The organism is Nitrosomonas halophila (assembly GCF_900107165.1).
Lineage (GTDB): Bacteria > Pseudomonadota > Gammaproteobacteria > Burkholderiales > Nitrosomonadaceae > Nitrosomonas > Nitrosomonas halophila.
This window is the reverse complement of the sequence record NZ_FNOY01000011.1, coordinates 25998-51154: the sequence shown is the minus strand read 5'-3', so window position 1 is coordinate 51154 and position 25157 is coordinate 25998. Positions and strand designations below refer to the sequence as shown.

Annotated in this window: 26 protein-coding genes; 25 read left to right on the top strand and 1 reads right to left on the bottom strand. The window is 59.6% G+C overall.

Translation table 11 applies throughout. The features are described 5' to 3' along the window. The 6 genes from BLV85_RS04310 to BLV85_RS04290 are packed head-to-tail and all read left to right on the top strand — an operon-like array spanning position 1 to position 5452. Positions 1–501 carry a DUF1804 family protein gene (locus BLV85_RS04310; protein WP_090412495.1) on the top strand — a complete coding sequence of 167 codons (501 nt, stop codon included), beginning with the start codon at positions 1–3 and terminating at the stop codon, positions 499–501. Next, complete coding sequence (gene terL / locus BLV85_RS04305) at positions 494–2101, top strand: phage terminase large subunit (RefSeq protein ID WP_090412493.1); 1608 nt, start codon at positions 494–496, stop codon at positions 2099–2101. The genes BLV85_RS04310 and terL overlap by 8 nt, the downstream gene beginning before the upstream one ends. Then, positions 2095–3663, top strand: coding sequence for a DUF935 domain-containing protein (locus BLV85_RS04300; RefSeq protein WP_090412489.1), 1569 nt, complete (start codon positions 2095–2097; stop codon positions 3661–3663). Before terL ends, BLV85_RS04300 begins: the two co-directional genes overlap by 7 nt. Before the next feature lie 28 nt (positions 3664–3691). Next, positions 3692–3931 (top strand): hypothetical protein, encoded by a 240-nt coding sequence (locus BLV85_RS04295; protein ID WP_090412487.1) that lies wholly within the window; start codon positions 3692–3694, stop codon positions 3929–3931. Positions 3932–3975: 44 nt separating this feature from the next. After that, positions 3976–4290 carry a hypothetical protein gene (locus BLV85_RS15105; protein WP_176973925.1) on the top strand — a complete coding sequence of 105 codons (315 nt, stop codon included), beginning with the start codon at positions 3976–3978 and terminating at the stop codon, positions 4288–4290. Further along, the gene (locus BLV85_RS04290) at positions 4283–5452 is read left to right on the top strand and encodes a phage head morphogenesis protein (protein WP_176973924.1); all 1170 of its coding nucleotides are present in this window, start codon (positions 4283–4285) and stop codon (positions 5450–5452) included. The genes BLV85_RS15105 and BLV85_RS04290 overlap by 8 nt, the downstream gene beginning before the upstream one ends. A gap of 337 nt (positions 5453–5789) precedes the next feature. Here the strand turns inward: BLV85_RS04290 and BLV85_RS04285 are convergent, their stop codons facing one another. Further along, a complete protein-coding gene (locus tag BLV85_RS04285) occupies positions 5790–6050 on the bottom strand; it encodes a hypothetical protein (protein ID WP_090412484.1) in 261 nt (86 codons plus the stop codon). 137 nt (positions 6051–6187) lie between these two features. On the opposite strand from BLV85_RS04285, the gene BLV85_RS04280 reads away from it, so the two are divergent. The 19 genes from BLV85_RS04280 to BLV85_RS04195 all read left to right on the top strand — a co-directional run bounded on the left by BLV85_RS04280 (position 6188) and on the right by BLV85_RS04195 (position 24766). Next, the gene (locus BLV85_RS04280; protein ID WP_090412482.1) at positions 6188–7294 is read left to right on the top strand and encodes a phage protease; all 1107 of its coding nucleotides are present in this window, start codon (positions 6188–6190) and stop codon (positions 7292–7294) included. A 31-nt stretch (positions 7295–7325) separates the two neighbouring features. Next, positions 7326–7727, top strand: coding sequence for a hypothetical protein (locus BLV85_RS04275; RefSeq protein WP_090412480.1), 402 nt, complete (start codon positions 7326–7328; stop codon positions 7725–7727). Between the two features lie 36 nt (positions 7728–7763). Beyond that, entirely contained in the window at positions 7764–8816 is a 1053-nt protein-coding gene (locus BLV85_RS04270; RefSeq protein WP_245725085.1) for a Mu-like prophage major head subunit gpT family protein, read from the top strand. 73 nt (positions 8817–8889) lie between these two features. Continuing rightward, the gene (locus BLV85_RS04265) at positions 8890–9111 is read left to right on the top strand and encodes a hypothetical protein (RefSeq protein ID WP_090412478.1); all 222 of its coding nucleotides are present in this window, start codon (positions 8890–8892) and stop codon (positions 9109–9111) included. Next, the gene (locus BLV85_RS04260) at positions 9108–9533 is read left to right on the top strand and encodes a gp436 family protein (RefSeq protein ID WP_090412476.1); all 426 of its coding nucleotides are present in this window, start codon (positions 9108–9110) and stop codon (positions 9531–9533) included. Before BLV85_RS04265 ends, BLV85_RS04260 begins: the two co-directional genes overlap by 4 nt. Next, a complete protein-coding gene (locus BLV85_RS04255; RefSeq protein ID WP_090412474.1) occupies positions 9533–10018 on the top strand; it encodes a phage virion morphogenesis protein in 486 nt (161 codons plus the stop codon). The genes BLV85_RS04260 and BLV85_RS04255 overlap by 1 nt, the downstream gene beginning before the upstream one ends. Continuing rightward, positions 10015–10644 (top strand): phage tail fiber protein, encoded by a 630-nt coding sequence (locus BLV85_RS04250; RefSeq protein ID WP_090412471.1) that lies wholly within the window; start codon positions 10015–10017, stop codon positions 10642–10644. The genes BLV85_RS04255 and BLV85_RS04250 overlap by 4 nt, the downstream gene beginning before the upstream one ends. A gap of 32 nt (positions 10645–10676) precedes the next feature. Then, positions 10677–13736: a hypothetical protein gene (locus tag BLV85_RS04245; RefSeq protein WP_090412470.1), complete on the top strand. Its 3060-nt coding sequence runs from the start codon at positions 10677–10679 to the stop codon at positions 13734–13736. Beyond that, the gene (locus BLV85_RS04240) at positions 13723–14028 is read left to right on the top strand and encodes a phage fiber-tail adaptor protein (RefSeq protein ID WP_090412468.1); all 306 of its coding nucleotides are present in this window, start codon (positions 13723–13725) and stop codon (positions 14026–14028) included. The genes BLV85_RS04245 and BLV85_RS04240 overlap by 14 nt, the downstream gene beginning before the upstream one ends. Next, positions 14028–14462, top strand: a complete 435-nt coding sequence (locus BLV85_RS04235; RefSeq protein ID WP_090412466.1) for a phage tail terminator protein — start codon at positions 14028–14030, stop codon at positions 14460–14462. The genes BLV85_RS04240 and BLV85_RS04235 overlap by 1 nt, the downstream gene beginning before the upstream one ends. A 1-nt stretch (position 14463) precedes the next feature. Beyond that, on the top strand, positions 14464–14640 hold the full coding sequence (locus tag BLV85_RS15100; RefSeq protein ID WP_176973923.1) for a hypothetical protein: 177 nt from the start codon (positions 14464–14466) through the stop codon (positions 14638–14640). Next, positions 14637–15569 carry a phage tail tube protein gene (locus BLV85_RS04230; RefSeq protein ID WP_090412464.1) on the top strand — a complete coding sequence of 311 codons (933 nt, stop codon included), beginning with the start codon at positions 14637–14639 and terminating at the stop codon, positions 15567–15569. The genes BLV85_RS15100 and BLV85_RS04230 overlap by 4 nt, the downstream gene beginning before the upstream one ends. A gap of 30 nt (positions 15570–15599) precedes the next feature. Continuing rightward, on the top strand, positions 15600–15938 hold the full coding sequence (locus BLV85_RS04225) for a hypothetical protein (RefSeq protein ID WP_090412460.1): 339 nt from the start codon (positions 15600–15602) through the stop codon (positions 15936–15938). Next, positions 15902–16294 (top strand): DUF1799 domain-containing protein, encoded by a 393-nt coding sequence (locus tag BLV85_RS04220; RefSeq protein ID WP_176973922.1) that lies wholly within the window; start codon positions 15902–15904, stop codon positions 16292–16294. Before BLV85_RS04225 ends, BLV85_RS04220 begins: the two co-directional genes overlap by 37 nt. A 1-nt stretch (position 16295) precedes the next feature. After that, on the top strand, positions 16296–20483 hold the full coding sequence (locus tag BLV85_RS04215; protein WP_090412455.1) for a phage tail length tape measure family protein: 4188 nt from the start codon (positions 16296–16298) through the stop codon (positions 20481–20483). Continuing rightward, positions 20480–21952: a hypothetical protein gene (locus BLV85_RS04210; RefSeq protein WP_090412454.1), complete on the top strand. Its 1473-nt coding sequence runs from the start codon at positions 20480–20482 to the stop codon at positions 21950–21952. Before BLV85_RS04215 ends, BLV85_RS04210 begins: the two co-directional genes overlap by 4 nt. Further along, positions 21952–23610 (top strand): tail fiber domain-containing protein, encoded by a 1659-nt coding sequence (locus BLV85_RS04205; protein ID WP_090412453.1) that lies wholly within the window; start codon positions 21952–21954, stop codon positions 23608–23610. Before BLV85_RS04210 ends, BLV85_RS04205 begins: the two co-directional genes overlap by 1 nt. Positions 23611–23623: 13 nt before the next feature. Beyond that, entirely contained in the window at positions 23624–23947 is a 324-nt protein-coding gene (locus tag BLV85_RS04200; protein WP_090412451.1) for a hypothetical protein, read from the top strand. Between the two features lie 3 nt (positions 23948–23950). Beyond that, a complete protein-coding gene (locus BLV85_RS04195) occupies positions 23951–24766 on the top strand; it encodes a hypothetical protein (RefSeq protein ID WP_090412450.1) in 816 nt (271 codons plus the stop codon). The last annotated feature ends 391 nt before the right edge of the window (positions 24767–25157 follow it).

Here is a 25157-nt window from a genome sequence, read left to right as displayed (position 1 = left end):
ATGGCCTATTCACCCGATAAAGTAGCCGAGGCGCGCGCGGCTTTTGTCTATGAAGCGTTAAACCTCAAGGCAATCTCGCGCCGCTACAAGATCCCGATCAGCACCGTCACGCGCTGGAAATCCAGCGCGCTCAAGAACGGGGACGACTGGGACCGCGCCCGCGCGGCCGCCAGAATGTCCAGCCTGGGGACGGAAGCGGTTACGGCCACGGTGCTGGAGGATTTCATGCTGCTGTTTCAGAGCACCATGAACGACATCAAGGACAGCAAGGATGTCAAACCGCTGGAGAAGGCCGAGGTGCTGTCGCGCATTTCGGATGCCTATTCCAAGACCATGAACGCCGTGTCCAAGGGCAACCCGAAACTGGACAAGCTCAGCTTTGCCGCCGATATTCTGCGTGACCTGGTGCAGTTCATTCAGACGGACTACCCGCAGCACGCTGCGGCGATGGAAGAAGTGCTGCTGCCGTTTGGCGAGAGCATAGGCAGACGCTATGGGTAAAACCACGCGCCGCGCCTTTTTGCAGGAGATCGCGCAGCTGGCGATGCAATTCCGCCAGCAGATCGAAGCCGAAGTGGATGGCTTCGCGCCCGATCCCGCAGCCAGGCAGGCCCGGCTCAAGCAAGCCGGGCAAAATCTCGAATATTTCGCGCGCACCTACTTCCCGCACTATATCAAGGCGGCCAATGCCACCTTGCACGATTTTCTGTATCAGCGGCTGCCGGAGATCGTCGATAACGGCAGCGGGGACCATGATGTGATCGCGGCCCCACGCGGCAACGCCAAATCCACTCTGGTGACGCAGATATTTGTCATCTGGTGCGTGGTGACGGGCCGCAAGCATTACCCCGTGATCATCATGGATGCGCTGGAGCAGGCCCTGCCGATGCTGGAAGCGATCAAGGCCGAGTTGCAATACAACCCGCGCCTGTTGATGGATTTCCCGGACGCCTGCGGCCAGGGCCGGGTGTGGCAGGTGGGCACCATCGTGACCCGCAACGATGCCAAGGTGCAGGTGTTCGGCTCGGGCAAGCGCATGCGCGGCTTGCGCCATGGCCCGCACCGTCCCGATCTGGTGATTGGCGATGATCTGGAAAACGATGAAAACGTGCGCAGCCCCGAGCAGCGCGACAAGCTGGAGTCCTGGCTCAAGAAAACCGTGCTCTCGCTCGGCCCGGCCGATGACAGCATGGATGTGATCATCATCGGCACCATTTTGCACTATGACTCGGTGCTGGCCCGTCTGCTCGGCAATCCGCTGTGGCGCGCGCGCAAGTTCCGGGCCGTGATCGAGTGGCCGCACCGCATGGATCTGTGGGACCGCTGGGAAGAAATTCTGCTCAACCAGGGCGAAGCGGCAGCGCTCGCCTTCTACAGCGAACGCGCGACGCAGATGGAAGCCGGCGCCGTGGTCGCCTGGCCGCAGGCGCAGCCGCTCTACAAGCTGATGCTCAAGCGCGCCCGCGATGGGCGCCCGGCATTCGACAGCGAACAGCAGAACGACCCAGTATCGGGAGACGATGCGCCGTTTGCCGATTGCATCCATTTCTGGGTCAACCGGCTGAGCAGCTGGCGTTTCTTTGGCGCTTGCGACCCTTCCCTGGGTAAACAGGGCGCCAGCCGCGACCCGTCCGCCCTGTTGGTGGGCGGCTTCAGCCGGGAAACCGGGGTGCTGGATGTGGTCGAGGCGCTGATCAAGAAACGCCTGCCGGACCGCATCATTGAGGACGTGATCGCGCTTCAGGCGGAATACCGCTGTCTGCTGTGGGTGGTGGAGTCGGTCCAGTTCCAGGAATTCTTCCGCACTGAGCTGGTCAAGCGCTCGGCTGCGCGTGGCGTGCCGGTCCCGGCCAGGGCGATCCAGCCCAGCAGTGACAAGCTGTTGCGGATCGAATCGCTGCAGCCGCATATGGCCAACCGGCTGATCCGGCTGCACCCTTCGCAAAATACCCTGATCGATCAGCTGCGCCATTTTCCCAAGGCCGATCATGACGACGGCCCGGATGCCCTGCACATGCTGTGGATGGCGGCCACGACCCGCAACGCGGGCATGGCCTATCAGGGCGCGGGCAAAGCGCATAGACAAGGAGGCGCATGGTAAAACTGTTGGATATGCATGGCAACCCGATCGATACCGGGCGGCTCAAGGCATCGCAGACGGCCGAAATCCGGCATCTGCATCACGAATACGCCAGCCACCCGAGCCGGGGATTGACTCCGGCCAAGCTGGCCAGGGTCATGGATGCCGCCGAACAGGGCGACATCCGCGCCCAGCATGATCTGTTTGTCGATATGGAGGAAAAGGACGGCCATATCTTCGCCGAGATGAGCAAGCGCAAGCGTGCGCTGCTGACGGGCAGCTGGAGCATTGAGCCGCCACGCAACCCTTCCGCGCGCGAGAAAAAAACCGCCGCCGCGCTCAAGGAGCTGATGAGCGATGTGCCCAACCTGGAAGATGTGATGCTCGATTGCCTGGATGGCATCGGGCATGGTTTTGCCTGTCTGGAAATAGAATGGCAGCGGCTCGGTCGCGACTGGATTCCCAAAGCGATCGAGCACCGCCCGCAGAGCTGGTTCATGACCGACCGTGACACGCGCACGCAAATCCGCTTGCGCGATCTGTCGCTCGATGGCGCGCCCTTGCAGCCGTTTGGCTGGATTGTGCATGTGCACAAGGCCAAATCGGGCTACCTGTCTCGCGCCGGGCTGCATCGTGTGCTGGCCTGGCCCTACCTGTTCAAGAATTATTCGGTGCGCGACCTGGCCGAGTTTCTGGAAATCTACGGCCTGCCGCTGCGCCTGGGCACGTATCCAAGCGGCAGCGGGGACGATGAAAAGGACACCTTGCTGCGCGCCGTGATGCAGATTGGTCATGACGCGGCCGGCATTATCCCAGAAGGGATGGATATCGATTTCAAGGAAGCCGCCAAGGGCAGCCACGAGCCCTACCAGGCGATGCTCGACTGGTGCGAGCGCACCCAGAGCAAAGCCATCCTGGGCGGTACCCTGACCACCCAGGCAGACGGCAAATCGAGCACCCACGCGCTGGGCAACGTGCACAACGAAGTCCGGCACGATCTGGCCGTTTCCGACACCTTGCAGCTGTGCGGCACCTTGACGCGCGATCTGGTCTATCCGCTGCTGGTGCTCAATATCGGGGCCGTCGAGGACATGCGCCGCCTGCCCCGGTTCGTGATCGATCTCAAGGCCCCGGAGGATATCGGTATCTATTCGGATGCCTTGCCCAAGCTGGTCCATGTCGGCATGCCGATTCCGGTGTCGTGGGTCATGGACAAGCTGGCCATCCCTGCCCCAAAGAATGACGAGCCGGTTCTGCTGCCACCCCAGCCATTCATGGCCGGGCCACCGCCTGCGCTGGAATCGGCCACGGCAGTGGCGGCTGCCAGCCAGACGGGCGCGGATGCCTTCGACCTGTTCGGCGATGCGCTGGCCGGCGACTGGGAAAAGCTGACCGATCCATTGATCGTCCCGATCATGGCGCTGGCTGCCAGTGCAGCCGATTATGAGGATTTCCAGCGCAGGCTGCCGGAGCTGATTGGCGCGATGCGTATCGATGCGCTGGTGGAAGCGCTGGCCCAGGGTCAATTCGCAGCCGCCATTTATGGCCGGGTGCGCGATCAGCAAGACGACTCAGACGATTGAACGATTTATCAACCACAAAGGAGCAGCAATGCCAGAGCCTAATATTAATTTCAGATTTGATCAGGTGCGCGACACCATAGAAGACAAGCTGTCGGATGTGAACGAGTATATCCAGGAAGAGCTGTACGACCTGGAAGCGTCCGTGAGAACGCCTGGTCAGATTGTCGCCGAGGAAATCGCCAAGCGGGATCTGATCGTGCCCTTGATGGTGGGCGCGCCGTTTCTGATCGGGATGATGGCTGGCGCCATGCTGGCGCTGTCTATCTAGCCCATTTGACTGGTGCCCTCATGCGTGAGGGTGCCATTTTCTGAATGATCTGGCTGGAACCGAGCCACCAACTGCTGCGCGTGATCGATGGCGATCCCGCCGACCAGCCGGATTACCGCGCGGTCGGCAATGTATGGCTGCATGGCGATGTGGCGATTCTGACCGGGTTTCATGGCCAGCTGTCGCGGGCCGACCTGCGCGAGATCGTCACGGCCCTGTCCCGTCAGGGGGTGGGTTATATATTGGTGGCGCGTGCCGGGAACCATCGCCTGCCGATGGGTCAGCCACTGCACCGGCCCGGTGAGCCCTTTCACGGTTGGTGGTTTATTCCTCTCCAACGGACACCCGAGCATGTTTGAATTCAAGCGCCTGCCGCCCGAGGACGCAATTGCCTATTTCCGCCAGAAAGGCTACCGGATCGGATTCAGCTGGCAGGATGTCTGGCAGCAGGAACACCAGGCAGCCTTTACCGTGGCCAAGGCCATGCAGCTCGATATCCTGCGCGATATCCGGGCAGCGGTCGATAATGCCCTGGCCGAGGGCACCCCTTTTGAACAGTTCCGAAGCCACCTTAGCCCGCTGCTGATGGAAAAGGGCTGGTGGGGGCGCGCCGAAATGGCAGACCCGCAAACCGGCGAAGTCCGGGAAGTCGAGCTGGGCAGCCCCAGACGATTGAAGCTGATCTTCGATACCAACCTGCGCACAGCGCATTCCGAGGGCCAGTGGGCCCGCATCCAGGATCACAAGGAAGCTTTCCCCTATCTGATGTACGACGCCAACAACAGCGAACACCCCAGGCTGGAGCATTCGGCGTGGGATGGCCTGGTGTTGCCGGTGGATGATCCTTTCTGGGCAGCGCATTATCCGGTCAAAGCCTATAACTGCAAATGCGGGGTGATTGCCCTGACCGACCGCATGCTGGCGCAAAGAGGGCTGACGGTGGACCGCGCCCCGCAGGAAGAAACCTATACCTACGTCAACAAGCGCACCGGCGAAGTGCAGCAGATTCCAAGAGGGGTCGATCCGTCCTTCAACTATCCGCCGGGCGGTCGGCGCGAGAACCTGAATGCATTCGTCGCCGACAAGCTGGATGCAGCGGATGAGACGCTGGCTGCGGGCATGATCCGGAGCCTGGTATCAAGCGGTGAGTTCGGGAAATTCCATGATCAGCCTGAAGGCGTGTTTCCGATCGGCGTGCTGCGGGATCGGGATGCTGCCGCGATGGGTGCCAAGACGCATACCGTGCGCATCTCTGCCGAGACCATGAAAAAGCAACAAGCCGTGCATCCAGAAATTACGGCGGAAGAATACGGTTTTGTGCAAAGCGCCATCGAGAACGGCAAGCAGATTCAGGATACCAGCCGGAGCATGATCTATATCCTGGAACAGGATGGTTATGTGACCGTGGTGAAAGCGACCAAAACAGGGCGTGTCATATTCATGACCAGCTTCCGGCGTCTGTCTGCGAACGAGGTGAAGCGCAATGAAGAAATCAGAAGGCTGCTGAAAAAAGCTGAGTGAGGATGAGTGTGCGGGTGGTGGGGCCCCCCATTCCGGTTTCCCGGCAACCCCACATGATGCGCCGGCATCGCTGCCGTGCTACGGCCGGGGGAGTTTCACCGTGTCACACCCGCATGGGTAAATTGTAGGCCCTGAGGGCCAAAAAAACAAGAAACGTTAAAACGCATCAGAATTCGATTTAAGCGATTATTTTTATTTTTTGGTACCAAGGTATTGCTAGAAAATTTTAGGAGTTTTTAACGGTCGATTAACGCACGTTAACCGCCGTTAAATTACCCCAAAAAATGGGGGTTTGATCGGGTTGTATCCCGTTTTTTGGAAATACCCGAAAAACGGGTCATTTTGCAGGGGTTTGGAAGCCGCGATGCGGCCATAAAGGACAGTCGGTTTTTTCGCAATTTTTGATCGCGCGTTTGGTGAGGTGCGAGTTGCTGGCGGTCTGTGCCTTGCAGGTGTGATAGCAATATGCCGCCACGGCCAGTTTGACCGATCTCGGGTTGTCGCGCGCGCGCTCCAGCGGGCTGCGCTTGGCCTTGGCGGCATTGCGGGCGTTTTGTTGGCCGGTTGTCAGCCCATTGCGGGTCAACGTTTCATTCATTGGGGTCTCCTGCGTCTGATCATCGGTCATTGCTTGATACTGTCTTGCAATGATAGCATGTTTTTTACATAAGTCATTGAATAAGGAGGATTTAACGCTTCCTTAACCCGCCTGCCTGCCGTCATTAACATGGCGGCATGGATCGAAAACACTTCTTTCAGAATCAGCCCGCCGCAGCAGTTGGCATTGCCGCCTGCGCGATCAGCGTCACGGCCGCCAATGAAATTCAATTGCTGCCGGCCGGGCAATTCCGTGCTACCGATGGCCGCCCGCATGATGTGCCGCACTGGCAGATCGACGCCGAGCGCGCGGCCAGAATCATTGATGAATTCCTGACGCGCAAGAACCGCACCGTAGTCGATTACGAGCACCAGACGCTGCTCACTGCACAGAACGGCCAGCCCGCGCCGGCGGCAGCCTGGTTCAGTCAGATCGAATGGCGCGACTCGGGCCTGTATGCAATCGATGTCGAATGGACCGCACGCGCCAGCCAGATGATAGAGAGCGGGGAATACCGCTACATCTCCCCCGTTTTTACCTATGACAAACAGACCGGCGCGGTCAAGCGCCTGCTGAACGCAGCGCTGACCAATAACCCGGCGCTCGATGGCATGGATGCCGTCGCGGCATCCCAGATCAATCTTCTATATCCCGACAAGGAGAGTCTCACTATGAATGAACTGCTGGAGCAGCTGCGCTGGCTGCTCAATTTGCCGGTGACGGCGACGACCGAGGAAGTGGTGGCCGAGCTGCAAAAGGCCATCGATCAGCTCAAGGCCAGTGCGCCAGCTGTTGCCAGCCGCGCGGATTTCCATCTGGTGGCGCTGGTCAACGGCCTGAACGCGCAAATTACCACATTGCGGGCGGTTGCGGACAATCCGGACCCGGCCAGGTTTGTGCCGGTGGCTGCCATGCAAGCGCTGCAAGGCGAGCTGGCCAGCCTGAAAGCCGAGCAAAGCGAGCGAACGGTGAACGAGGTGGTGGAAAGCGCGCTGGCCGAAGGCCGATTGCTACCAGTGCAGGAAAACTGGGCGCGCGACCTGGGCAAGAAGGATCTGGCTTCGCTCACGGCCTACCTGGAAGCCAGTCAACCGATTGCTGCTCTGAGCGGCAACCAGACCGGCGGCAAACCGCCCGCAGGCGGTGGCGAGGGCGAGCCGTTGACGGATGAGCAGCTGACCCTGTGCCGCGTCATGAATATCAGCCCGGAAGATTTCCGCAAAAACCTGCGCCCGTCCGACTGATTCCGTCTGACTCAACTATCCAGGAGAAAACATGGCTTTATCAGCAGACCGCAATACCCCGATGCAGGATGGCGAACTGGTCAATGTACCGGTTGCAACCAGCGTCACGATCCACGCCGGCGCGCTGGTCGCGCTCAATGCCTCCGGCTTTGCCACGCCTGGTGCCGTGGCGACCACGCTCACCTATCTGGGCCGCGCCGAGGAGCGAGTGGATAACAGCGGGGGCGCAAATGGCGCGCAGACTGTCAACGTCCGGCGCAAGAAGGCGTTCAAGTGGAAGAACCATGGCGCGGATGCCGTGGTGCAGGCCGATCTGGGCAAGAACTGTTACATCGTCGATGACGAGACGGTTGCCAAGACCAGCGGCACCAGCACCCGCTCGGTGGCGGGCAAGGTGATCGGCATCGAGGCCGACGGCGTTTGGGTCGAGTAAACCCGGATAAACCAGAAATATCAATCAGGAGATTCTATGAAGAAATTGACAAAATTTGCCCTTGGCCTTTTTATGCTGGCGGTGATGGTGCTGGGTGCATTCGCTGTGCTGGCAGCGCCGGTGGAGGGGCTTGGATTGATGGCAGAGGGTGTGGAGCCGCTGAGCTTTGTTGGCTTCGCCGGCCTGTTGGTCAACAAGCAGACCATTGACAATGTTTTTGTCAGCCTCAAAACGACCTTCAACAACGCCTTTGGCGCAGCGCCGACGGTCTGGCCGAAAATCGGCATGCGCATTTCCTCGACGACCCGCCAGAACGATTATGCCTGGTTGTCGAAATTCCCGCGCATGAAGGAATGGATCGGCGACAAGCATATCAAGTCGCTGGAAGCGTTTGCCTACACCATCCCGAACAAGGACTGGGAGGCCACCATCGAGGTGGACCGCAACGATATCGAAGACGATCAACTCGGGATCTACGGCCCGCAGGCGCAGATGGCGGGGGAATCGGCCGCCCAGCTGCCGGACGAGATTGTGATGGCGCTGGTCAACGGCGGGTTCACGTCCCTGTGTTTCGATGGGCAGTATTTCTTCGATACCGACCACCTGGTGGCGGGCGCGAATGTGTCCAACAAGTTGACCGTGGCCCTGAGCGCGGCCAGCCAGGCGGCGGCCATCGCCAGCTATGGCGCGGCACGCACGGCCATGCGCAAGTTCAAGGACGACGAAGGCCGCCCGCTCAACATCAATCCGAATGTGTTGCTGGTGCCGCCCGCGCTGGAGCATGTCGCGCTCGCCCTGGTCAACAACGACCGGCTGGACGATGGCAAGGCCAATCTGTTCAAGGGCACGGCAGAAGTGGTGGTCGATGCGCGCCTGACTTCTGATACCGCCTGGTTCCTGCTCGATACCACCAAACCGGTCAAGCCGTTCATCTACCAGGAACGCAAGGCGCCGGTGTTCGTCGAGCAAACCGGGCAGGAAAACGATGATGTCTTCATGCGCAAGAAGTTCAAGTTTGGCGCGGAAGCGAGAGCCGCAGGCGGCTATGGCTTCTGGCAGCTGGCGCTGGGTTCGACCGGCGCGGGCTAATCCTGATGGCGGAGCGGGTAGCTCTCGCTCCGTCTGAAGCCAATGCATTTCGTCAGGGGTAACAGGAGACAACATGGCAAGAGCGACAGACAAGACAACCGAACCGGCAGCGCCCCAGGAGAAGGGCCGCGCCTTGCGCGTCAGAACTTTCGGCGGCCGCTTCCGCCGCGCGGGCTACACCTTCGGCCCGCGGCCTCGCATGATTGCGCTGGCTGATTTGACCGCAGAGCAGATTGCGCAGCTCCGGCATGAGCCCATGCTGGCCGTGGATGAATGCGGCGCTGACGACCAATGACCTACGCCAGCCTGCAAAACCTGATCGATCGCTTTGGCGAAAACGAGCTGATTCAGCTGACCGACCGGGAGCGGCTGGGGGAGGTCAACCAGGCAGTCATCGAACGGGCATTGACCGATGCCGATGCACAGATCAACGGCTATCTCTCGGTGCGCTATACGCTGCCGCTGGCAGCCCCCCTGCCGATCGAGCTGGAGCGGATCGCGTGCGATCTGGCCCGCTATGCGCTGTATGAAGACCGGATGATAGAAATCGTGGAGAAACGCTACCAGGCCGCCATCGCGCTGTTGCGCGACGTGGCCGCAGGCCGGGCCAAGCTGGGCGTGATCGACAGCAGCAGCATGCAAAGCTCCAACAATGGCGCGCAGATGACGGCCACCTCGCCCGCGTTCAAGCGCGGGGATTCGCAAGGGTTTATCTGATGCGCATACGCCTGGAAGTGGACGACCGGCAGTTGCAGGATGCGCTGAGCAGGCTGATGGCGCTGGGAAGCAACCCGGCGCGCATGTTGGGCGCGATTGCGTTCTACGGCGAAAACGCGACCCGTCGGCGCTTCCAGGAACAGGCCGGGCCAGACCGGCAGCCCTGGCAACCGAGCCTGCGCGCCCGGCTGCATGGCGGCAAGACGCTGGTGCAGGACCGGCATTTGCTCGATTCGATCGTGAGCCGGGCAGACAGCGCGGCCGCAGAATGGGGCAGCAATAAAATTTACGCCGCTATCCATCAGTTTGGCGGAGAGATCCGGCCCCGGTCGGCGCAAAGCCTGTTTTTCCGGTTGGCGGATGGCAGCGCGCGGCGCGTCAAAAAGGTGGTGATCCCGGCCAGGCCGTATCTGGGCATCGACACCGATGACAGGGAAAACATACTCGACATCATTAACCAGCATATTGAAAGGACAATCAAATGACCGCAGCCACCAATTACAAAGAAAACAAGTTGCAGGATTTTCTTTACCGGGGACAGCCATTGACGCCGCCAGCCACCTATCACATAGCGCTGATCCTGGCTACGCGCGGCTATTCGAACGATGCCCGCAATACGGCGGTTTCCCTGGGCGACACCATCATTCCGGCCACGCCCAACGGGCATATGTACCGCTGCACGACAGCGGGCACGACCGGCGGCAGTGAACCCAGCTGGACGACGACCCAGGGCGGCACCGTCAATGACGGCACTGCCGTCTGGACCGAGATGTACCCCGATTTCGAAGCGGCCGCCAATCTGCCGGAAGTGTCCGGTGGCGACTACACCCGCGCCAGCATCGCAGCCAGCCTGGTCAACTTCAGCGGCACCCAGGGACCCGGCACGGAAACCGCTTCAACCGGCACCAGCGGCACGACCAGCAACAATGTCGCCATCGATTTTCCCGCTCCGATTGCAAACTGGGGGGTGGTGGCGGCCTGGTTGACATATGACGCGGCGTCCAGCGGCAATGCCTGGGACTGGGGCATGCTCACACAACCGAAGACCATCAACAACGGCGATGGCGCGCCATCGTTTCTGCCTGCCAGCATGGCTTTCAGCATTGACTGACAGACGCGTTAAAGGGCGAGGGATATAACCCCATGGCTGTTAACTTCGGCGCCAACACCAGCAGGTACTACCGCGTACCGGGTCACGCGGATTTTACTCTGCCAACGTCTGGCTGGACGTGGATCGAGGTTGTGGAGGCAGTCGATCAGACTCTGGCAAACCCCAGTTATGTCCTAAGTACTGGCCAGTTCGCCGCGGCCAATACGATCAATCTATATCGAGGCAGCAACGGCTCAACCGCGCAGGTAAACGTAAACGGGCAAAGTTCCGCCACTGGGGCGACAGGCATACCCACCACCGGCAAACGACTGCTGTACACCAGTAATGTTGATGGCACGGTGAGAGTTGGAACTATTGCCCTCGATACGCTAGTCCACGCGATTGGAGGATCGTTTACCCAGTCGTCCGCATCAAACGGCGGTGACATCATCATCGGCGGCAGAGCGGATTTTGACACAGAACGATTCTGGTCTGGCGGCGTGTCCTGGCTGGCACTGCTTAACAAGGGGCTCACCCGTGACGAGTTGATGGCCATCGTGCAGGGCGAGTCCCTGACCGGTGAACACGGGTCCAGTATCGTTGAGTTGTGGGATTTTGCAACAGCAGACGCGGAGATCATCGGGCAATATGCTGGGCATATAGCGACCCGTAACGGCACAGGCTATGGCGCAGACCTTGACGACCCGCTGCCATATACTACCAGTGGCCTGGTCATTACAGACCCACCAGTGCCTTATGCGAGCGGCCCACTTAGGCCGCTGGTTGCGGCCATGCCAGAAAAGACCTGGGCCAAGGTCAACACTAACAGCTTTTCTGCTGCTTGGGCGCCGGCAGAATTACGACCACTGTACGGGGCAGGTAATCCAACGCCATCCAAGATAATCGAGGCGTGGAGCGGTTTCGCATGGGACAGCAACCGGGGCGACTTGATCATCTACGGCGGCGGCCATGCGAACTATTCCGGGAATGATGTTTATCGCTGGCGGGCAAGTACGTTGGAATGGGAGCGGTGCTCATTGCCCAGCGAAATAGAGTTGGTTCCGGATTCTTCAGCGGCTTATCAGGCCATTGACGGAGCGCAAAACGCCCCAGCCTCCGCGCATACGTACAGCAATAACACGTTCTTGCCTCGGCTGGATCGTTTCCTGGCGTTCGGCGGCGCTGTCTACAACTCCGGCAGTCATTTTGTTGCACGTGATGGCGATCCACTAACTACTCGTAGGACAGGCCCGTATCTGTTCGATCCAGGCAAGGCCGACCCTGACAAGGTAGGTGGTACTACAGGATCGCATGTTCAGCGCGAGGGCGCATATCCCGAGATCGTTGGCGGCGAGATGTGGGGCAACCGTGACTGGTGGGCCAATGCCTCCACGCTGCAACTCGTGCACGTCAACGGCGTGACCGCTCGTGCCGACGAGTTTGGCAAAGACGTTATTTATTTTGGGGCGCGACTGGGGACAACGACAGATCAGCATCTATTCAGGATGCAGATCAATGATATTAACGACCCAACAAAAGACAAGATCGGGCGTGTCGGTATTTACTGGAGCGGTAGTCCGCAATCAGCAGGGGCATATGATCCGGTAAGAAAAGTATTTGCAAGAAACGGGGGTGATAGCACTACCCCGCTGGTGTACTGGTCATTAACCGGTTCTCAGGTTGACAATCAGAGCGTGTCCGTCAGTACCGCTGCCGGATCCATGGCCGATTTCCGTGATTGGTATCTGGATTATATTGTTGGCAATCCAGACGCCACAATTAATAAGATCGGGCTGGATTACGATCCTGTACGCGGTAATTTCGTCATGTGGTTTGGTGGCGAAGCAGTCTGGCGCTTCACACCGCCTACCCCTTTAGCTTCCACGGGTTGGGTAGCTGAACAGGAAATAACGGATACTTCTCCGGCAGTGCCGCAACACAAGAACACTACCGGCATATTCGGCAAGTGGCGATATATACCCGGCTATGATGTGTTCATGGGATTGGAGGATAACAATGACGGTGAGGTTTGGGTTTACAAACCCGCTGATTGGGTCGCACCGCCGTTACCCGAACCCATAGAACTGGATGCCCAATCCAATACCCAAGTCACTGTATCTTCAGTATTGCACGGTAGCCTCCTGCTTGGGGCGGTTGCATTGGCTTCATCCGTCGCGCTGGCGGCACTGGCTGTGCCGGCCAGTTTCTCAGGTACGGCGACTCAGAAAACGGCGAGCCAGTCTGAGCTGACTACGGCGACGCATTTACATGCCGAGTCTTTCACCCGGCATGACCAGGCCAGCGCGCTGACGACGCATCTATCGCTATCGGGCGCAGGGGTGCAGCATTCGTCAGCCTGGGCGGGCCTGGCGGTGGATGTCAATTTGTCTGGCTGGGCCGGGTCGCACGCACAGTCTTTGGCCGATCTGTTGACCGGGGTCACGCTGTCAGGCCAGGCGGCGCTGGCAAGCAGCGCGCAGGCGGCTATCAATCTCGGTGAGGGTCTGTTCGGCCAGGCGCGTTCAGGTTTTGCCGCGCAGGCAGATTTGGCGGCCCATTCTCAATTTCACAGCGCTGCCCATGTGGGCGCAAATGCGGTCGCTGCGCTCAATGCCCTGCTCAGTTTGCAAAGTGATGCGCCCATGCGGGTGTTTGCGCAGGCGGCGATCACGCAGCCCTCCGAGTTTGCTGGCAGCGCTGGCACGCGCTTGTTAAGCGTGGCGGATCTTTCCACTTGGGTCGATCTGCATGCGGCGGCTGGCGTGAGGACCGATGCGGCCGCAGCTTTTGCCGCTGGCGATTCATGGCTGGAGGGCGCAGCGCAGGCCGATTTTTCCGCAACCGGTGCGTTGTCGGCTCGCAACCATCTGGCCGCAATCGCATCGATGCGCGCCGTCTCGGCAGGCGATCTTTCACTGAGGCCGGGTTTGCGTGGCGAGGCGGCAAGCGGCTGGCTGGCCGAGGCCGGGCTGTCGAGCGCGATTTGGTTCGAGTCGGAGGCTGTGGCGTCGATTGCCGCAACGGCCAACCTCGACGGCGCGCCCCGCTCGGTGCCGCAAAGCCCTCGTTACACTGTAACCGCTACCAGAAGGAATTATTGTGTCGCTGCCTAGACTGCGCGTGCTTTCCGACAAGGACCCGGCGGAGATTATCACGCTGACGTTCGATTTCAGCCGCTTGATGGATCGGATCGATGCGGTTGCCGATGTATCGGTGCAGAGCCACAAGGGCGAGGACGACAGCCCGCAGGCCATGCTGCTGCTCGATCCGGTCATTGACGGATCCAGGGTGTTGCAGCTGGTGCAAGGCGGGCTGGATGGCGTGTTCTACAAGATGCGTGTAGAAGTCCTGGTCGGGCACGAGCGCTATGCGCTGTCGGCCATTTTGCCGGTGCGGGTGCAGTGATGGCGATCAAGCTGTTCAACCCGGAATGGATCATTGCGCGGCTCTCTGTGCATGTGCCGCTGCTGGCCCGCTGCGCCGGGGCGGCCGGATTGGCCGAGGCCGCCTACGACATCAAGCAATTCCCATCGGCCTATGTGCTGCCCAGTGCCGAGCGCCCGGACGGGTCGCGCACTGGGACCATGGTGGTTTCTCAGCAGAACACGGCCCGGTTTTCGGTCGTCCTGGCGGTGCGCAATTTGCGCGATGCCAGGGGAGAACGCGCGCAGTCGGATCTGTTGTGTCTGCGCGAAGAAATCATGGCCGTGCTGCATGGTTGGCAGCCGGATCAGGATTTCGACCCGATCGAATACGCGGGAGGCCGGTTGCTGCAACTGACTGACCAGGTGCTGTGGTGGCAGGATGATTTTTTAACGGCGCATTTTATAAGGAGCTGAGATGTTTAACGATGCATACAAGGGGCGCGGCGGGGCGTATATCGTCGATCCCGAGACGGGCCAGCGGCGGCCGCACGATGGCCTGCGGCGGAATCCGGCCCCAGCCCAGAACGAGGCACCGGTACCGCAATGGGATGAGGCCAGCATGAATACGAACACAGGAGGGGATGCGCAATGAGCTTGAAAGCGAATAAGAAAATCATCCTGGCGAAAGTCGAAACCACTTACGGCACCGATGCCGCGCCCGTGGTGGGGACGGATGCCATGTCGGTGCTCAACTTCAGCGCCGTGCCGGCCAATATCCGCTATATCGATCGCAACCAGGCGCTGCCTTACTTCGGCAACCGGGGACAGATCAATGTCGGCGAGACCATGACCATGGAGTTCGATATCGAACTCTCTGGCGCTGGCGCGGTGGCTGATGTGCCAGGCTACGGGCCGATTCTGCGCGGTTGCGCGGCCTCGCAGACGATCACGCCCACGACCGGGCCGGTGACATATTTGCCGATCTCGGGCGGCGAAGAGTCGCTGACCTTCCATTACAACTGGGATGGCCTGATGCACAAGATGCTGGGCGCGTTCGGCAGCTGGGAGTTGCGCTTCAACGAAGGGCAGGTGCCGCTCCTGCACTGCACCTTCGAAGGGTTGTATGGCGGAGTGACCGATGCCAGCGTGGGTGCGCCGGATCTGTCGGCGTTCCAGCCCGCGCGCGCCATGACCAAGGCCAATACGACATTCACCATTCATGGCTATGCCGCGCCGCTGGCGTCGATGGTGATCACCCAAGGCAACCAGAACGAATACAAGAACCGGCCGAATTCGGAGTCGATGCACTATGTCGGGCGTTCGTCATCAGGCCAAGTGACGATCGAGCTGCCGCTGGTCGCGGTCAAGGATTTCATCGGCATCTGCCGGTCTGGCGACACGGGCGTGATTGCGCTGGAGCATGGCACCCAGGCGGGCAACAAGGTGCTGTTCAATGCCGGCCAGGTGCAGCTGACCAATCCGCGCTACTCGGAAGATTCGAATATGGCCATGCTCAGCATGGATATGAACCTGCGCCATACCGACGCGGGCGATGACGAATGGTCGCTGGCGACCGAATAACCCCCACCCACGAGACAAGAGGCAACAAGCATGTTCAAGATCGAGCAACAGAAAACAGTTATCTGGCCGGTTCCGGTCAGCATTCCCAGAGATGGCGGGCGCATCACACGCAGCACGTTTGATGCCGAGTTCGAGTTGCTGCCGCAGAATGAATTCACGGCCATTTATCAGCAAGATGGCGGCAATGACGAAGATTTGCTGCGCCGGGTACTGGTTGGCTGGCAAGGCGTGGCCGATCCGGACGGCGATCCATTCGACTACAGCGAGGAACGGCGTGAATTGCTGATCGGGATTCCCTATGTGCGCACGGCCTTGGTCAGCGCCTATCTGGATTGCAGTTTTGGCAAGGCAGCCGCAAGAAAAAACTGATGGATGCCGCCCGGCACTGGGCGGCCCGGCCTGTCCGCGCCGAAGTGGTGGATGCGCGGGCGCAGGATCCGGAAGACTGGCAACAGGCGCTGGCAACACACGAAGCGCAATTCGAAGAGGCGGAACATGACGGCTTTGCAGTCTGGCCAGAGAATGAGCAGGCGTTGCGGATGTTTCTGGCATTGCGCCACTGTTGGCGGATGGATTCCATGTCCGGGCAGTACCTGGGCATCGAGCGCCCGGCCATCGAGAGCACCTTGCGGCTGATGGGCGTCAAGCGACGGCTGCGGCGGGAGATTTTCGAGCAAATCATGTTGATGGAGGACGCGGCGTTGCCCGTGCTGAACCGGAAATAATATGGCCAATGATTTGGAAGTCGGCGTCAAGCTGACAGCAGACGGCAAGGGCTTGGTCGGAGAAGCCCGGAGCGCGAAAGAGGCCGTTAAGGGGCTGGGAGATGAAACCCGCAAGACCGGCCGGGAGATGGAGCAATCCGCCAGCCAGACCAGCGGCTATGTCAGAAACCTGAGCAGCCTGACCAGCGGGCTGGGAAGTGCCGCGCGCGCCCTGTCCTTGCTGGGCGCTTCCGGCATTGCCTTGGCTGGCATGCAGTTATTCAGAGGCATGATTCAGGAATCGGATACGGCCCAGCGCAACCTGCTGCGCACGGAAGCGATCATCAAGGCGACCGGGCAAACGGCCGGCTTCACTGCCGAACAGTTGCGCAACCAGGCGAAAGAGTTGGCGCGTGCAACCTTGCAATCGACCGAGGGCGTGGAGCAGGCGCAGCAAATCCTGCTGACGTTCCGCTCGGTTTCTGGCGATACCTTCACGCGCGCGACCGAACTGGCGGCCGATCTTGCGACCGTGACCGGCCAGGGGCTGACCGGCGCCATGACGCAACTGGGCAAGGCGCTGGAATCGCCGGTGGAAGGCATCAATGCCTTGCGCCGCTCTGGGGTGTCATTTACCGATGCGCAGCGCGAGATGATCAAGACGCTGGTCGAAACCAACCAGCTGGCCGATGCCCAGGCGATGATCCTGGACGAACTGTCCAGGCAGTATGGCGGCGTGGCGAAGGCCGAGGCGATGGGCTACGCGGGAGCTGTGGACACGCTTGGCCAGGCGTGGCAGGAACTGAAGCTGGCGCTGAACGATGCCATGGGCGTGGGCGACAAAGCGGGCTGGGTGTTCACCAAGCTGGCCGAAACGGTGGACTGGCTGACCGAATCGCTGCGCAGGATGTCCGGCGCCCAGGCATTGGGCGGTGTTCAAGCAGTGCGCACCGAGATCATCAAAACCGAGGAAAACCTCAGGGAGCTGGAAAAGCGTCGCGCTGGCCGGTTTGGTTTTGTGGTGTCGCAGCAGGAAATAGATTTTGAGAAAGCCAAGCTGCGCGAGCTGAACCGGGAACTCGCGCAGCTGATCCGCACCCAGGCGGAGCTGAAGGCATCCTCTAATGCGTTGATCCCGGCCAGAAAACCGCTGATCGACAGCCAGGAGGCCATGACCAAGGCGACCAAGAGCCAGGTCACGGAGAGCCAGCGTTTCCTGGCGGCGCTCAAGCGCGAGGTGGAGCAGCTCGGTCTCAACAGCATTGAGATCCGTCGCATGGAAGCCGCCCGGCTGGGCGTGTTGGAATTGGCCGGGCCGGAGATCGACGCCCTGGAAGAAAAAACCCGAGCGCTGGCCGAGCAGACCGAGGCGGTCCGGGCGCATGAAGCCGCGCAGCGCAAGATCGAGCAAGTGACCCAGAGCGTGATGACCGGTCAGGAAAAATACGCCGCCCGGGTGCGGGAGCTGGATGGCTTGCTGGCGAAGGGTCTGGGACAGGAAACCTACAACCGGGCGCTGAAGGATGCCGAGGCCCAGTTTCTGCAAACCAGCCAGACAGGTCAGCGTGCCTTCAGCGCGATCGAGCAGTATGCCATTCAGGGCGCGCGCAATATCCAGACGGCCTTCTCCCGGTTCTTTTTCGATCCCTTTAGCAATGGACTCAAAGGACTGGTGACGGGTCTGGGCAACGCGGTACGGCAGATGGTCGCGGAAATCGCGGCTATGAAATTCGCGCGCTCGCTGGGGTTGGGGAGCATGTTGGGGCTGGGATCCAGTTCCGCTTTTGCGGGGGGCGGCAGCCTGCTGGACATGGCCAGTTTGGGTTCTTCCGCATATAGCCTGCTGAATGGCGGGTTCGGTGCCGGCAGCCTGGCCAGCAGTTTTGCAACCAGCGGGATTGGGCAATCTCTGGGATTGTCGGCCAAAATGGGCGGCTCCGGGATGCCTTTCATGACATCTGCCGGGTCGGCGTTTTCAAGCGCAGCGAGCACGCTGGGCGCGGGGGCATTTGGCGTGATGGCTGGGTCCATGCTGGCCGGTGACAAGCAGATAGCGGGTATTAACGGGACGATATCATCCGCAGGGGGCGCGGCGATTGGCGCAGCCATTGCCGGGCCTGTCGGCGCAGCGGTTGGCGGAGTGCTGGGGGGCGCGGTCAATGCCATGTTTGGCAGAGGTCCGCTCAAGCAGCGCGCGACCACGCTTGAGGGCACGATCGGTGCGCAAGGGTTCGAATCGGGTGACATCACGACCGCTTTCAGGGCCAAAGGGGGATTGTTCCGCTCAAACAAAAACGATTTCGCGCGTGTCGATGCGCTGACCGGCGAGATCAGTACCGACAACAAGAAGCTGTTGGACTATGCCGCCGATCTGGCGCGGGTTTCCAGGGATGTGATCGGGTTGATCGATGAGACCGTCAATTCAGTTGGCAGCAGCCTCAACCGGATGGGCGAGGATCTGGGCCTGAGCACGGATACACTGAATGCGTTCCAGACCCAGATTCGCCTGGTTTCGGAAAACGGCCAGTTCCTGACCGAGCAGCAGATCGGCGAGGAGATTCAGCGCATATCGGATGCCATGGCGCGCTCACTGGTGCCGGGCCTGGATGCATTCAGCCGCCGTGGCGAGTCGGCATTGCAGACGGTGACACGGCTGAACGCTGAGTTCAATGTGCTGGCCGGTCTCGGTGCGGCGCTGGGCAACAGCCTGAACGGGACCAAAGCTTTCCTGCGCAGCGTGTCGTTCGAACAACGGTCGGCATTTGTCGATGCAGCCGGCGGCATCGATGCGCTGGCAATCAAGGCGCAGTTCTTCTCGGATAATTTTCTGACCGAGGCGGAGCGCTTGCAGCCCAGCATCGAACGGTTGGATGAGGAAATGGCCAGGCTGGGTTTGTCCGCCGAGATGAGCAAGCGGCAGTTCCGCGATCTGGTGATGTCGTTCGGCCAGGCGGGCGGCATCTCTCAGGCCATGCTGCAAGGGATGCTGAATGTGGCGCCGTTGTTCGTGCAGGTGAAAGACGGCCTGGCTGCGCTCTATCCGGCGTTGCAGGATACGACGGACGCCACCTATGATTTGGCTGCCGCCGAAAGCCTGATTGCTTCGACCCGTTCCGCGCTAGTGGCGGCGTACAACCGGGAGCGCGCGGCGCTGGAAGGGGTTGCCAACCGGTTCAAGGATCTGGCCACCAACCTGCGCAGCGCCAGCGATGCGCTGTCGCTGGGCAATCTTTCGCCCCTGACGCCTCAGCAGAGATTGGAGGAAGCGCGCCGTCAGTTCAACCAGGACCGGCTGGGCGCGAACGCGGGCGATCAGGATGCGCTGCGCCGGTTGCCGGAATCGGCGCGAGCGTTCCTGGAAGCCTCGCAAATATATAATGCGTCGTCGGCGGAATATGTGGCCGATTTCAATTTCGTTAAAAGCGTGCTGGATTCCGCCGCAAAAGTGGCCGACACCGAGGCGGAGATTGCCAAGCGGCAGTTGTTGGCAATGGAAGCATCGGTCGGCAGGCTGGTCGATATCGATGACAAGCTGGGCGATGTCAAATCGCTGATGAACGAGCTGATCGCGGCGGTGTTGCAAGGGCCGGGCAATCCTGCCATATCCAACCAGGCAATCCGGGATTTTGCCAGCGCGCCGGGTCGCACCAGCGACGAGATTCTGGCCGCGGCGGTCAAGCATGGTGTTTCGGGCTCGCAGCTGTCCGGGGCGCTGGCTGTCAATCAATCAGTGATCAGCCAGGGCAGCGGCGGGTTGTCGATATCGGATCAGCAGATCAAGGATTTCGTCTGGCAGAACATCGCCAATCCGCGCCTGATCTACGATACCGCCAAGGAATATGGCATCACGCTTTCTCGGGTTGCATCGGCTTCGGGCCTGCCCTACGCGGACATCGAGCAGTGGGCCAGGCAAAACAATCTGCCGATGTTCGAGCGCGGCACGGATTTCGTGCACAAGGGCGGGCTGGCGATGCTCCACCCAGCGGAGGCGGTCACGCCAGCCAGCCATATGCGGGACATGGCGCAAGAGATCGCCGAGCTACGGCGCGAGCTGGCGGAGCTTAGGCGCGAGCAGAACCAGCAGACCAGCGCCTTGATCAATGTCGCGGTCGAATCGCAGCGCATGAATGCGGAAATGATTATCCAGAGCAATCAGGATATCGCCGGGAGCGCAGCCTGGCGCGACCAGGCCAAGGCGGTGATGCGATGAGCGCCTTCACTGATTGGCTGTCAGATCCATCGGCGGTGCGCTGTATCCTGGTCGAAGTTGCGGTGCGGGTCGGCGGGGTCGAGACAGTGCGCTATTTGAGTAACCGCCCATTCCGGTCCAATGCCACCGATGCGCCGGCCAATACGGTCTATAACCCGATTGTGGTGGGGTCGTCTGTGCGGCTGGTTGAGCGGCTGAGTGTGCTGGAGACATCCGCTTCGCTGTCGTTTGGCGATATCGAGCTTGCCAACCAGGACGGGGCGTTGGACGACTGGCTGAACGACATTTGGAGCAACCGGCCCGCTGTGGTCTTGTTGGGGGATGTGCGCTGGGCGCGGGCGGATTTCGAGGTGATTTTCTCGGGGGTGGTCGAGGACATCGGCAGCCGTGCACGCGATGCGCTCAATCTCAAGTTGCGCGACAAGCTCCAGCGGCTGAACGGGCCGGTTTCGGAAGCCGTGCTGGGCGGATCGACTCAGAACAAGAATCAGTTGATTCCGCTATCGTTTGGCGAGTGCCACAATCTCAGCCCGCTGTTGGCCAATCCGGCTACGCTGGAGTATCAGTTCCATGATGGCCCCAGCGAGAGATTGATCGAAGTGCGCGACAATGGCGTGCCGGTGGCTGCCACGGCTGCGCTGGCAACCGGCAAATTCACGCTGTCGGTGCAGCCATTCGGCAAGATCACGGCCAGCGTGCAGGGAGACAAGCCGTCAGCCACCTGGAACAACACGGCCCGGAAAATCATCGAGCGTCTGGTGACGGGTTATGGGGAAACGGTGAACCGGTTTTCTGCCGGCGACCTCGACACGGCTAACCTGACCGGCTTTGATGCGGCCCACCCTCAGCCATTGGGCGTTTATTTGTCCGCCCGCGAGAATATGCTGGCGGTGTGCGGGGAGATCGCGGCGACGGTGGGGGCCAGGGTGGTCATGAGCCGGGCCGGGTTGATGCGATTGGTCAGGATCGAATTGCCGCCACCGGGTGATCTGTTTGAGATCACGGCAAGTGATGTGCTCGTGGGTTCGATGCGGATTATCCGCAAACTACCCGTGCAATCGGCCTTCAAGCTCGGGTTTGCAAAAAACTGGACGGTGCTGAATGCGCTGGATACGCGCATCCCCAATGCGCACAAGGATCTTTATGATAAGGAGTGGTTGACCGTTACGGCGAGCGATGCCACGACACGGGCAAATTACCGGCTCGACGCCGAACCCCAGCAAATGGATACTTATTTTTTAACGGAGCAGGATGTACTGGCAGAAGCCAGCCGCTTGCTGGATTTGTTCAAGGTGCCCCGTTTCATCGTGACATTCGATGCTGTCGCACGGCTGTTGCCGATGGAGCTGGGGCAAGGCGTGCTTCTGAAATACCCGCGCTTTGGGTTGACGGCCGGAAAAGCTGGTATGGTGGTCGGGCTGTTGCCCGATTGGGATCGGGGTTCTGTCAGTGTTGAGGTGCTGATCTAATGGCTACGACGGTTAACGATCGTGATCTGTTTATCATGTCGGGCACGAGGACCGAGCCTGTTACGTTGCCCAGCGATGTCGGGGTGGCTGGGGATGTCGTCGGCACCCTGAACGGGATCCCTGTCCAAGATGTAATCAATGCCGCCTATGCCTCGGGCGGAGGAGATGAAACCGAGGCGATCCTGAGCAACAGCGCGACCTCAATCGTGATGACCGCTTCCAACCTGTTCAAAACCGGGACCGGCTCGGGCGGCGTGTTTATCGGCGCGGGCGGGATTATCGGCAAAAACAGTGGCGGCGTAACCAAGGTGACGATCAACGCCAGCACTGGGTTGCTGACTGCCGAGGATGCCATTATCAAGGGGACGATCCAGGCCGGCAGCATCATCGCAGCCAGCTCGACGGTAGACGGCACCACGCTTGGGACGATCAAAAATGACGCCTATGAGGGCGCGCATGTGTCGCTGAGCGCGTCCGGACAGCTGATCGGCGCGGGTGGCGGACAGATTACCAATCTCGATTACAGCAATATCGGCGGGAGCAAACCGCCGGCCTCTGCAACCACCAATTTTTTTACGACTTCGAGCAGCAATCCCAGCGGGGGTGTGAATGGCGATGCGCATTTTAATAGCAGCACCAATGTCATGTGGTTCCGGATCGGCGGCACATGGCGCCGGGGCGGCACGATCAGCGCCAGCGAGATAACAGTCGGTACGCTGGCCGCAGCCAGGATTGCATCCAACAGCATCACATCCGACAAAATAAACGTGACAACGCTGTCCGCGATTTCGGCCAATTTGGGGACGGTTAACGCGGGGAGCATCACCGGCAGCGCTGGGATAGATATTACGGGACAGGGGGTTTTCCGTGGCCAGGGTCTGGCAGACGGGCAATATTATGCGGGCGTGTTTAATCCTGGCGGACTGAGTAATAGAGGAGGTGTGTACTGCCGATCGAATTCGTTATTGAATGCGGGAATATTGGCGACACATACCGGCAATGGCCGTGCAGTGGAGGGGTGGGCCTATGGCGGCAGCTCGTCTACCGGGGTATACGGGTCATCGCTCAATTCTGGTGGGCGTGGTGTGGAGGGGGTTAACAATTCGTCTGGCGGATTTGGTGTGATGGCAAGGTCTACCAGTGGCACTGCTCTCCGTGTCGAGGGTTCGATGCAGATCACAAACACAGGCATTGTGACCAATCTCAATGCAGACCGCGTGGACAATTATCACGCCACATCCTTTTGCCGGACAATCGGCAGCAATTCTGGGACGGCGACAGTCGGCAGCAGCCACTTTAACATTTATGTGTCCGGCATTTCCGGCGTAACCTCAACCGGGTCCGGTTCATCGATCACCATTCAATCAACGTCAGATAGCAGGCTCAAACAGGATATTGAGACAGAACCGCTCGGCCTGGCGTTTATCAACCAGCTGGCGCCAAAGGTGTACCGATTGATCAGTAACCCAGCGCTGCGTTATCACGGATTCCTGTCCGATGACATCCAGCAGCTATTGCCGGGGCAGGATGACGCCCTTTATTGGGAGGGCGTGGATGGCAGAAAGAATACCGATTATGTGTCATTGATCGCCCCTCTGGTCAATGCAGTGCAAGAGCTCTCGGCGCGCCTGGTCGCGGTCGAGGCGTCGTTAAACTAACAGGAGACATAACATGGCAGAAACCAAACCAGCACCGAATGTACTTATCCGTCCGCGTCAATTCCACTTGGCGACCAAGGAGAAAATAGTTGGCATTAACTACTACCCAGGCCAAGCGATTGATATTAATGTCGCAGTGGGCGAGGATCGCGGCGGGTTGTTCGAGCAGGTGCCTGGCTCGCATCCGGAAACCTATCAACTGAATGGCGACGCCCTGCGCCGCGCACTGGCCGATCAGGATCTCAAGGATTTATTGACGGCGCTGGAAGCCAGGCTGTGGGCAAATATCGATGAGATCAGGGCGGACATTGTGCGCAAACGCACCGAGGGCATCTGATCCATGCGCATGCTCGCGGAGGATGCCGTTAAAAACGCATCACTCACAGCATCGAGCACGGCCAGCGGGTTTTCGGTTGAGAATCTCAAGACTGACAAACGCTCGTCGTGCTGGCGCAGTACTGCGATTAGCAGCCAGACAATTACGGCTACCTGGCCTTCACCGCAGACGATTAATGCAGTGGGCATTGCCTTTGCAAATTTTCTGGTTGGTTCCACTGTGCGCGCCCGGCTGTTCACGAATACTGCTGATGGCTCCCCAGTGGTGGATTCCGGCGTGCAGATAATCAATTTTGTCTATCCGCCCCCAGCAGGATTTGCCGCAAATAATATGAGTAGCTTTGCATACGGCGGCGGGAATTACTTCTTCTTGCCTGTTACTCAGGCATCTGTCCGCAAACTGGAGATCATCGTAACAAACCCGGCCGGGGTGGACGCCTTCATAGAAATGGCTCGACTCGTTGCCGGCCAGGCATCGCAAATAAACTCAGGCATGAGCTTCGGCTCTGAAGTCGGATTCAAGGATCAATCCAGAGTTGATAGAACAGACGGAGGGGATACTGTCATCGACAGACGACCGGTATCAAAAACCATCTCCCTGGATTTGTCATTGCTCACATCCGCCGAACGCGCAATTGTGCAAGCAATTGCCAGACGCAACAGCGTGCATACCCCGGTCTTCATCAGCGCCTATGAAAAGACATCCGACTTGCCAACAAAGATGGATTATCAGATCTACGGATACCTGACAGGACAGCGAGGGATATCGCTAGAAAGTGCTATTTATAGCGCCCTAAAATTGGGCGTGGAGGAGATTTGAGAGAGGGGAAAAATGCGTTAAATTCAGTATCAAATGAAATGGCAAATCAGTATCAAATGAGATGACGTTTTACACTGAGCGAGAGCAAGAGTCGGAGTCCGGCGATCACTCCAGCACGCGCGCTGAAGAAGTTCGGAAATGTCGAGATTCGACAAATAGTTACATATACGTGGCTCCCCGACCAGGGCTCGAACCTGGGACCTGCGGATTAACAGTCCGCCGCTCAGTGGTTGATGCCTACAGCTAGCCGAAGAATCCTTACCTGTTTTTCAGCTGGTGTTGATGTGCTTGGAGTAAGCCGAACCAATTCCGAAAATGAGCTGTATTTGATGGGTCGGTTTTCTGGCTTTTCTGATCTGAAACAATCGGTTACTTTTTGCTTTGCCGAGCT

What these genes read in the sequence shown, in the direction of transcription:
- BLV85_RS04295 (WP_090412487.1), top strand. Translation starts at nt 3,692, where the DNA reads ATGCCAGAGCCTAATATTAATTTCAGATTTGATCAGGTGCGCGACACC.
- terL (WP_090412493.1), top strand. Translation starts at nt 494, where the DNA reads ATGGGTAAAACCACGCGCCGCGCCTTTTTGCAGGAGATCGCGCAGCTG.
- BLV85_RS04230 (WP_090412464.1), top strand. Translation starts at nt 14,637, where the DNA reads ATGAGCTTGAAAGCGAATAAGAAAATCATCCTGGCGAAAGTCGAAACC.
- BLV85_RS04260 (WP_090412476.1), top strand. Translation starts at nt 9,108, where the DNA reads ATGACCTACGCCAGCCTGCAAAACCTGATCGATCGCTTTGGCGAAAAC.
- BLV85_RS04245 (WP_090412470.1), top strand. Translation starts at nt 10,677, where the DNA reads ATGGCTGTTAACTTCGGCGCCAACACCAGCAGGTACTACCGCGTACCG.
- BLV85_RS04300 (WP_090412489.1), top strand. Translation starts at nt 2,095, where the DNA reads ATGGTAAAACTGTTGGATATGCATGGCAACCCGATCGATACCGGGCGG.
- BLV85_RS04235 (WP_090412466.1), top strand. Translation starts at nt 14,028, where the DNA reads ATGGCGATCAAGCTGTTCAACCCGGAATGGATCATTGCGCGGCTCTCT.
- BLV85_RS04225 (WP_090412460.1), top strand. Translation starts at nt 15,600, where the DNA reads ATGTTCAAGATCGAGCAACAGAAAACAGTTATCTGGCCGGTTCCGGTC.
- BLV85_RS04290 (WP_176973924.1), top strand. Translation starts at nt 4,283, where the DNA reads ATGTTTGAATTCAAGCGCCTGCCGCCCGAGGACGCAATTGCCTATTTC.
- BLV85_RS04275 (WP_090412480.1), top strand. Translation starts at nt 7,326, where the DNA reads ATGGCTTTATCAGCAGACCGCAATACCCCGATGCAGGATGGCGAACTG.
- BLV85_RS04265 (WP_090412478.1), top strand. Translation starts at nt 8,890, where the DNA reads ATGGCAAGAGCGACAGACAAGACAACCGAACCGGCAGCGCCCCAGGAG.
- BLV85_RS04215 (WP_090412455.1), top strand. Translation starts at nt 16,296, where the DNA reads ATGGCCAATGATTTGGAAGTCGGCGTCAAGCTGACAGCAGACGGCAAG.
- BLV85_RS04285 (WP_090412484.1), bottom strand. Translation starts at nt 6,050, where the DNA reads ATGAATGAAACGTTGACCCGCAATGGGCTGACAACCGGCCAACAAAAC.
- BLV85_RS04310 (WP_090412495.1), top strand. Translation starts at nt 1, where the DNA reads ATGGCCTATTCACCCGATAAAGTAGCCGAGGCGCGCGCGGCTTTTGTC.
- BLV85_RS04280 (WP_090412482.1), top strand. Translation starts at nt 6,188, where the DNA reads ATGGATCGAAAACACTTCTTTCAGAATCAGCCCGCCGCAGCAGTTGGC.
- BLV85_RS04270 (WP_245725085.1), top strand. Translation starts at nt 7,764, where the DNA reads ATGAAGAAATTGACAAAATTTGCCCTTGGCCTTTTTATGCTGGCGGTG.
- BLV85_RS04255 (WP_090412474.1), top strand. Translation starts at nt 9,533, where the DNA reads ATGCGCATACGCCTGGAAGTGGACGACCGGCAGTTGCAGGATGCGCTG.
- BLV85_RS04195 (WP_090412450.1), top strand. Translation starts at nt 23,951, where the DNA reads ATGCGCATGCTCGCGGAGGATGCCGTTAAAAACGCATCACTCACAGCA.
- BLV85_RS04205 (WP_090412453.1), top strand. Translation starts at nt 21,952, where the DNA reads ATGGCTACGACGGTTAACGATCGTGATCTGTTTATCATGTCGGGCACG.
- BLV85_RS15100 (WP_176973923.1), top strand. Translation starts at nt 14,464, where the DNA reads ATGTTTAACGATGCATACAAGGGGCGCGGCGGGGCGTATATCGTCGAT.
- BLV85_RS04200 (WP_090412451.1), top strand. Translation starts at nt 23,624, where the DNA reads ATGGCAGAAACCAAACCAGCACCGAATGTACTTATCCGTCCGCGTCAA.
- BLV85_RS15105 (WP_176973925.1), top strand. Translation starts at nt 3,976, where the DNA reads ATGATCTGGCTGGAACCGAGCCACCAACTGCTGCGCGTGATCGATGGC.
- BLV85_RS04210 (WP_090412454.1), top strand. Translation starts at nt 20,480, where the DNA reads ATGAGCGCCTTCACTGATTGGCTGTCAGATCCATCGGCGGTGCGCTGT.
- BLV85_RS04250 (WP_090412471.1), top strand. Translation starts at nt 10,015, where the DNA reads ATGACCGCAGCCACCAATTACAAAGAAAACAAGTTGCAGGATTTTCTT.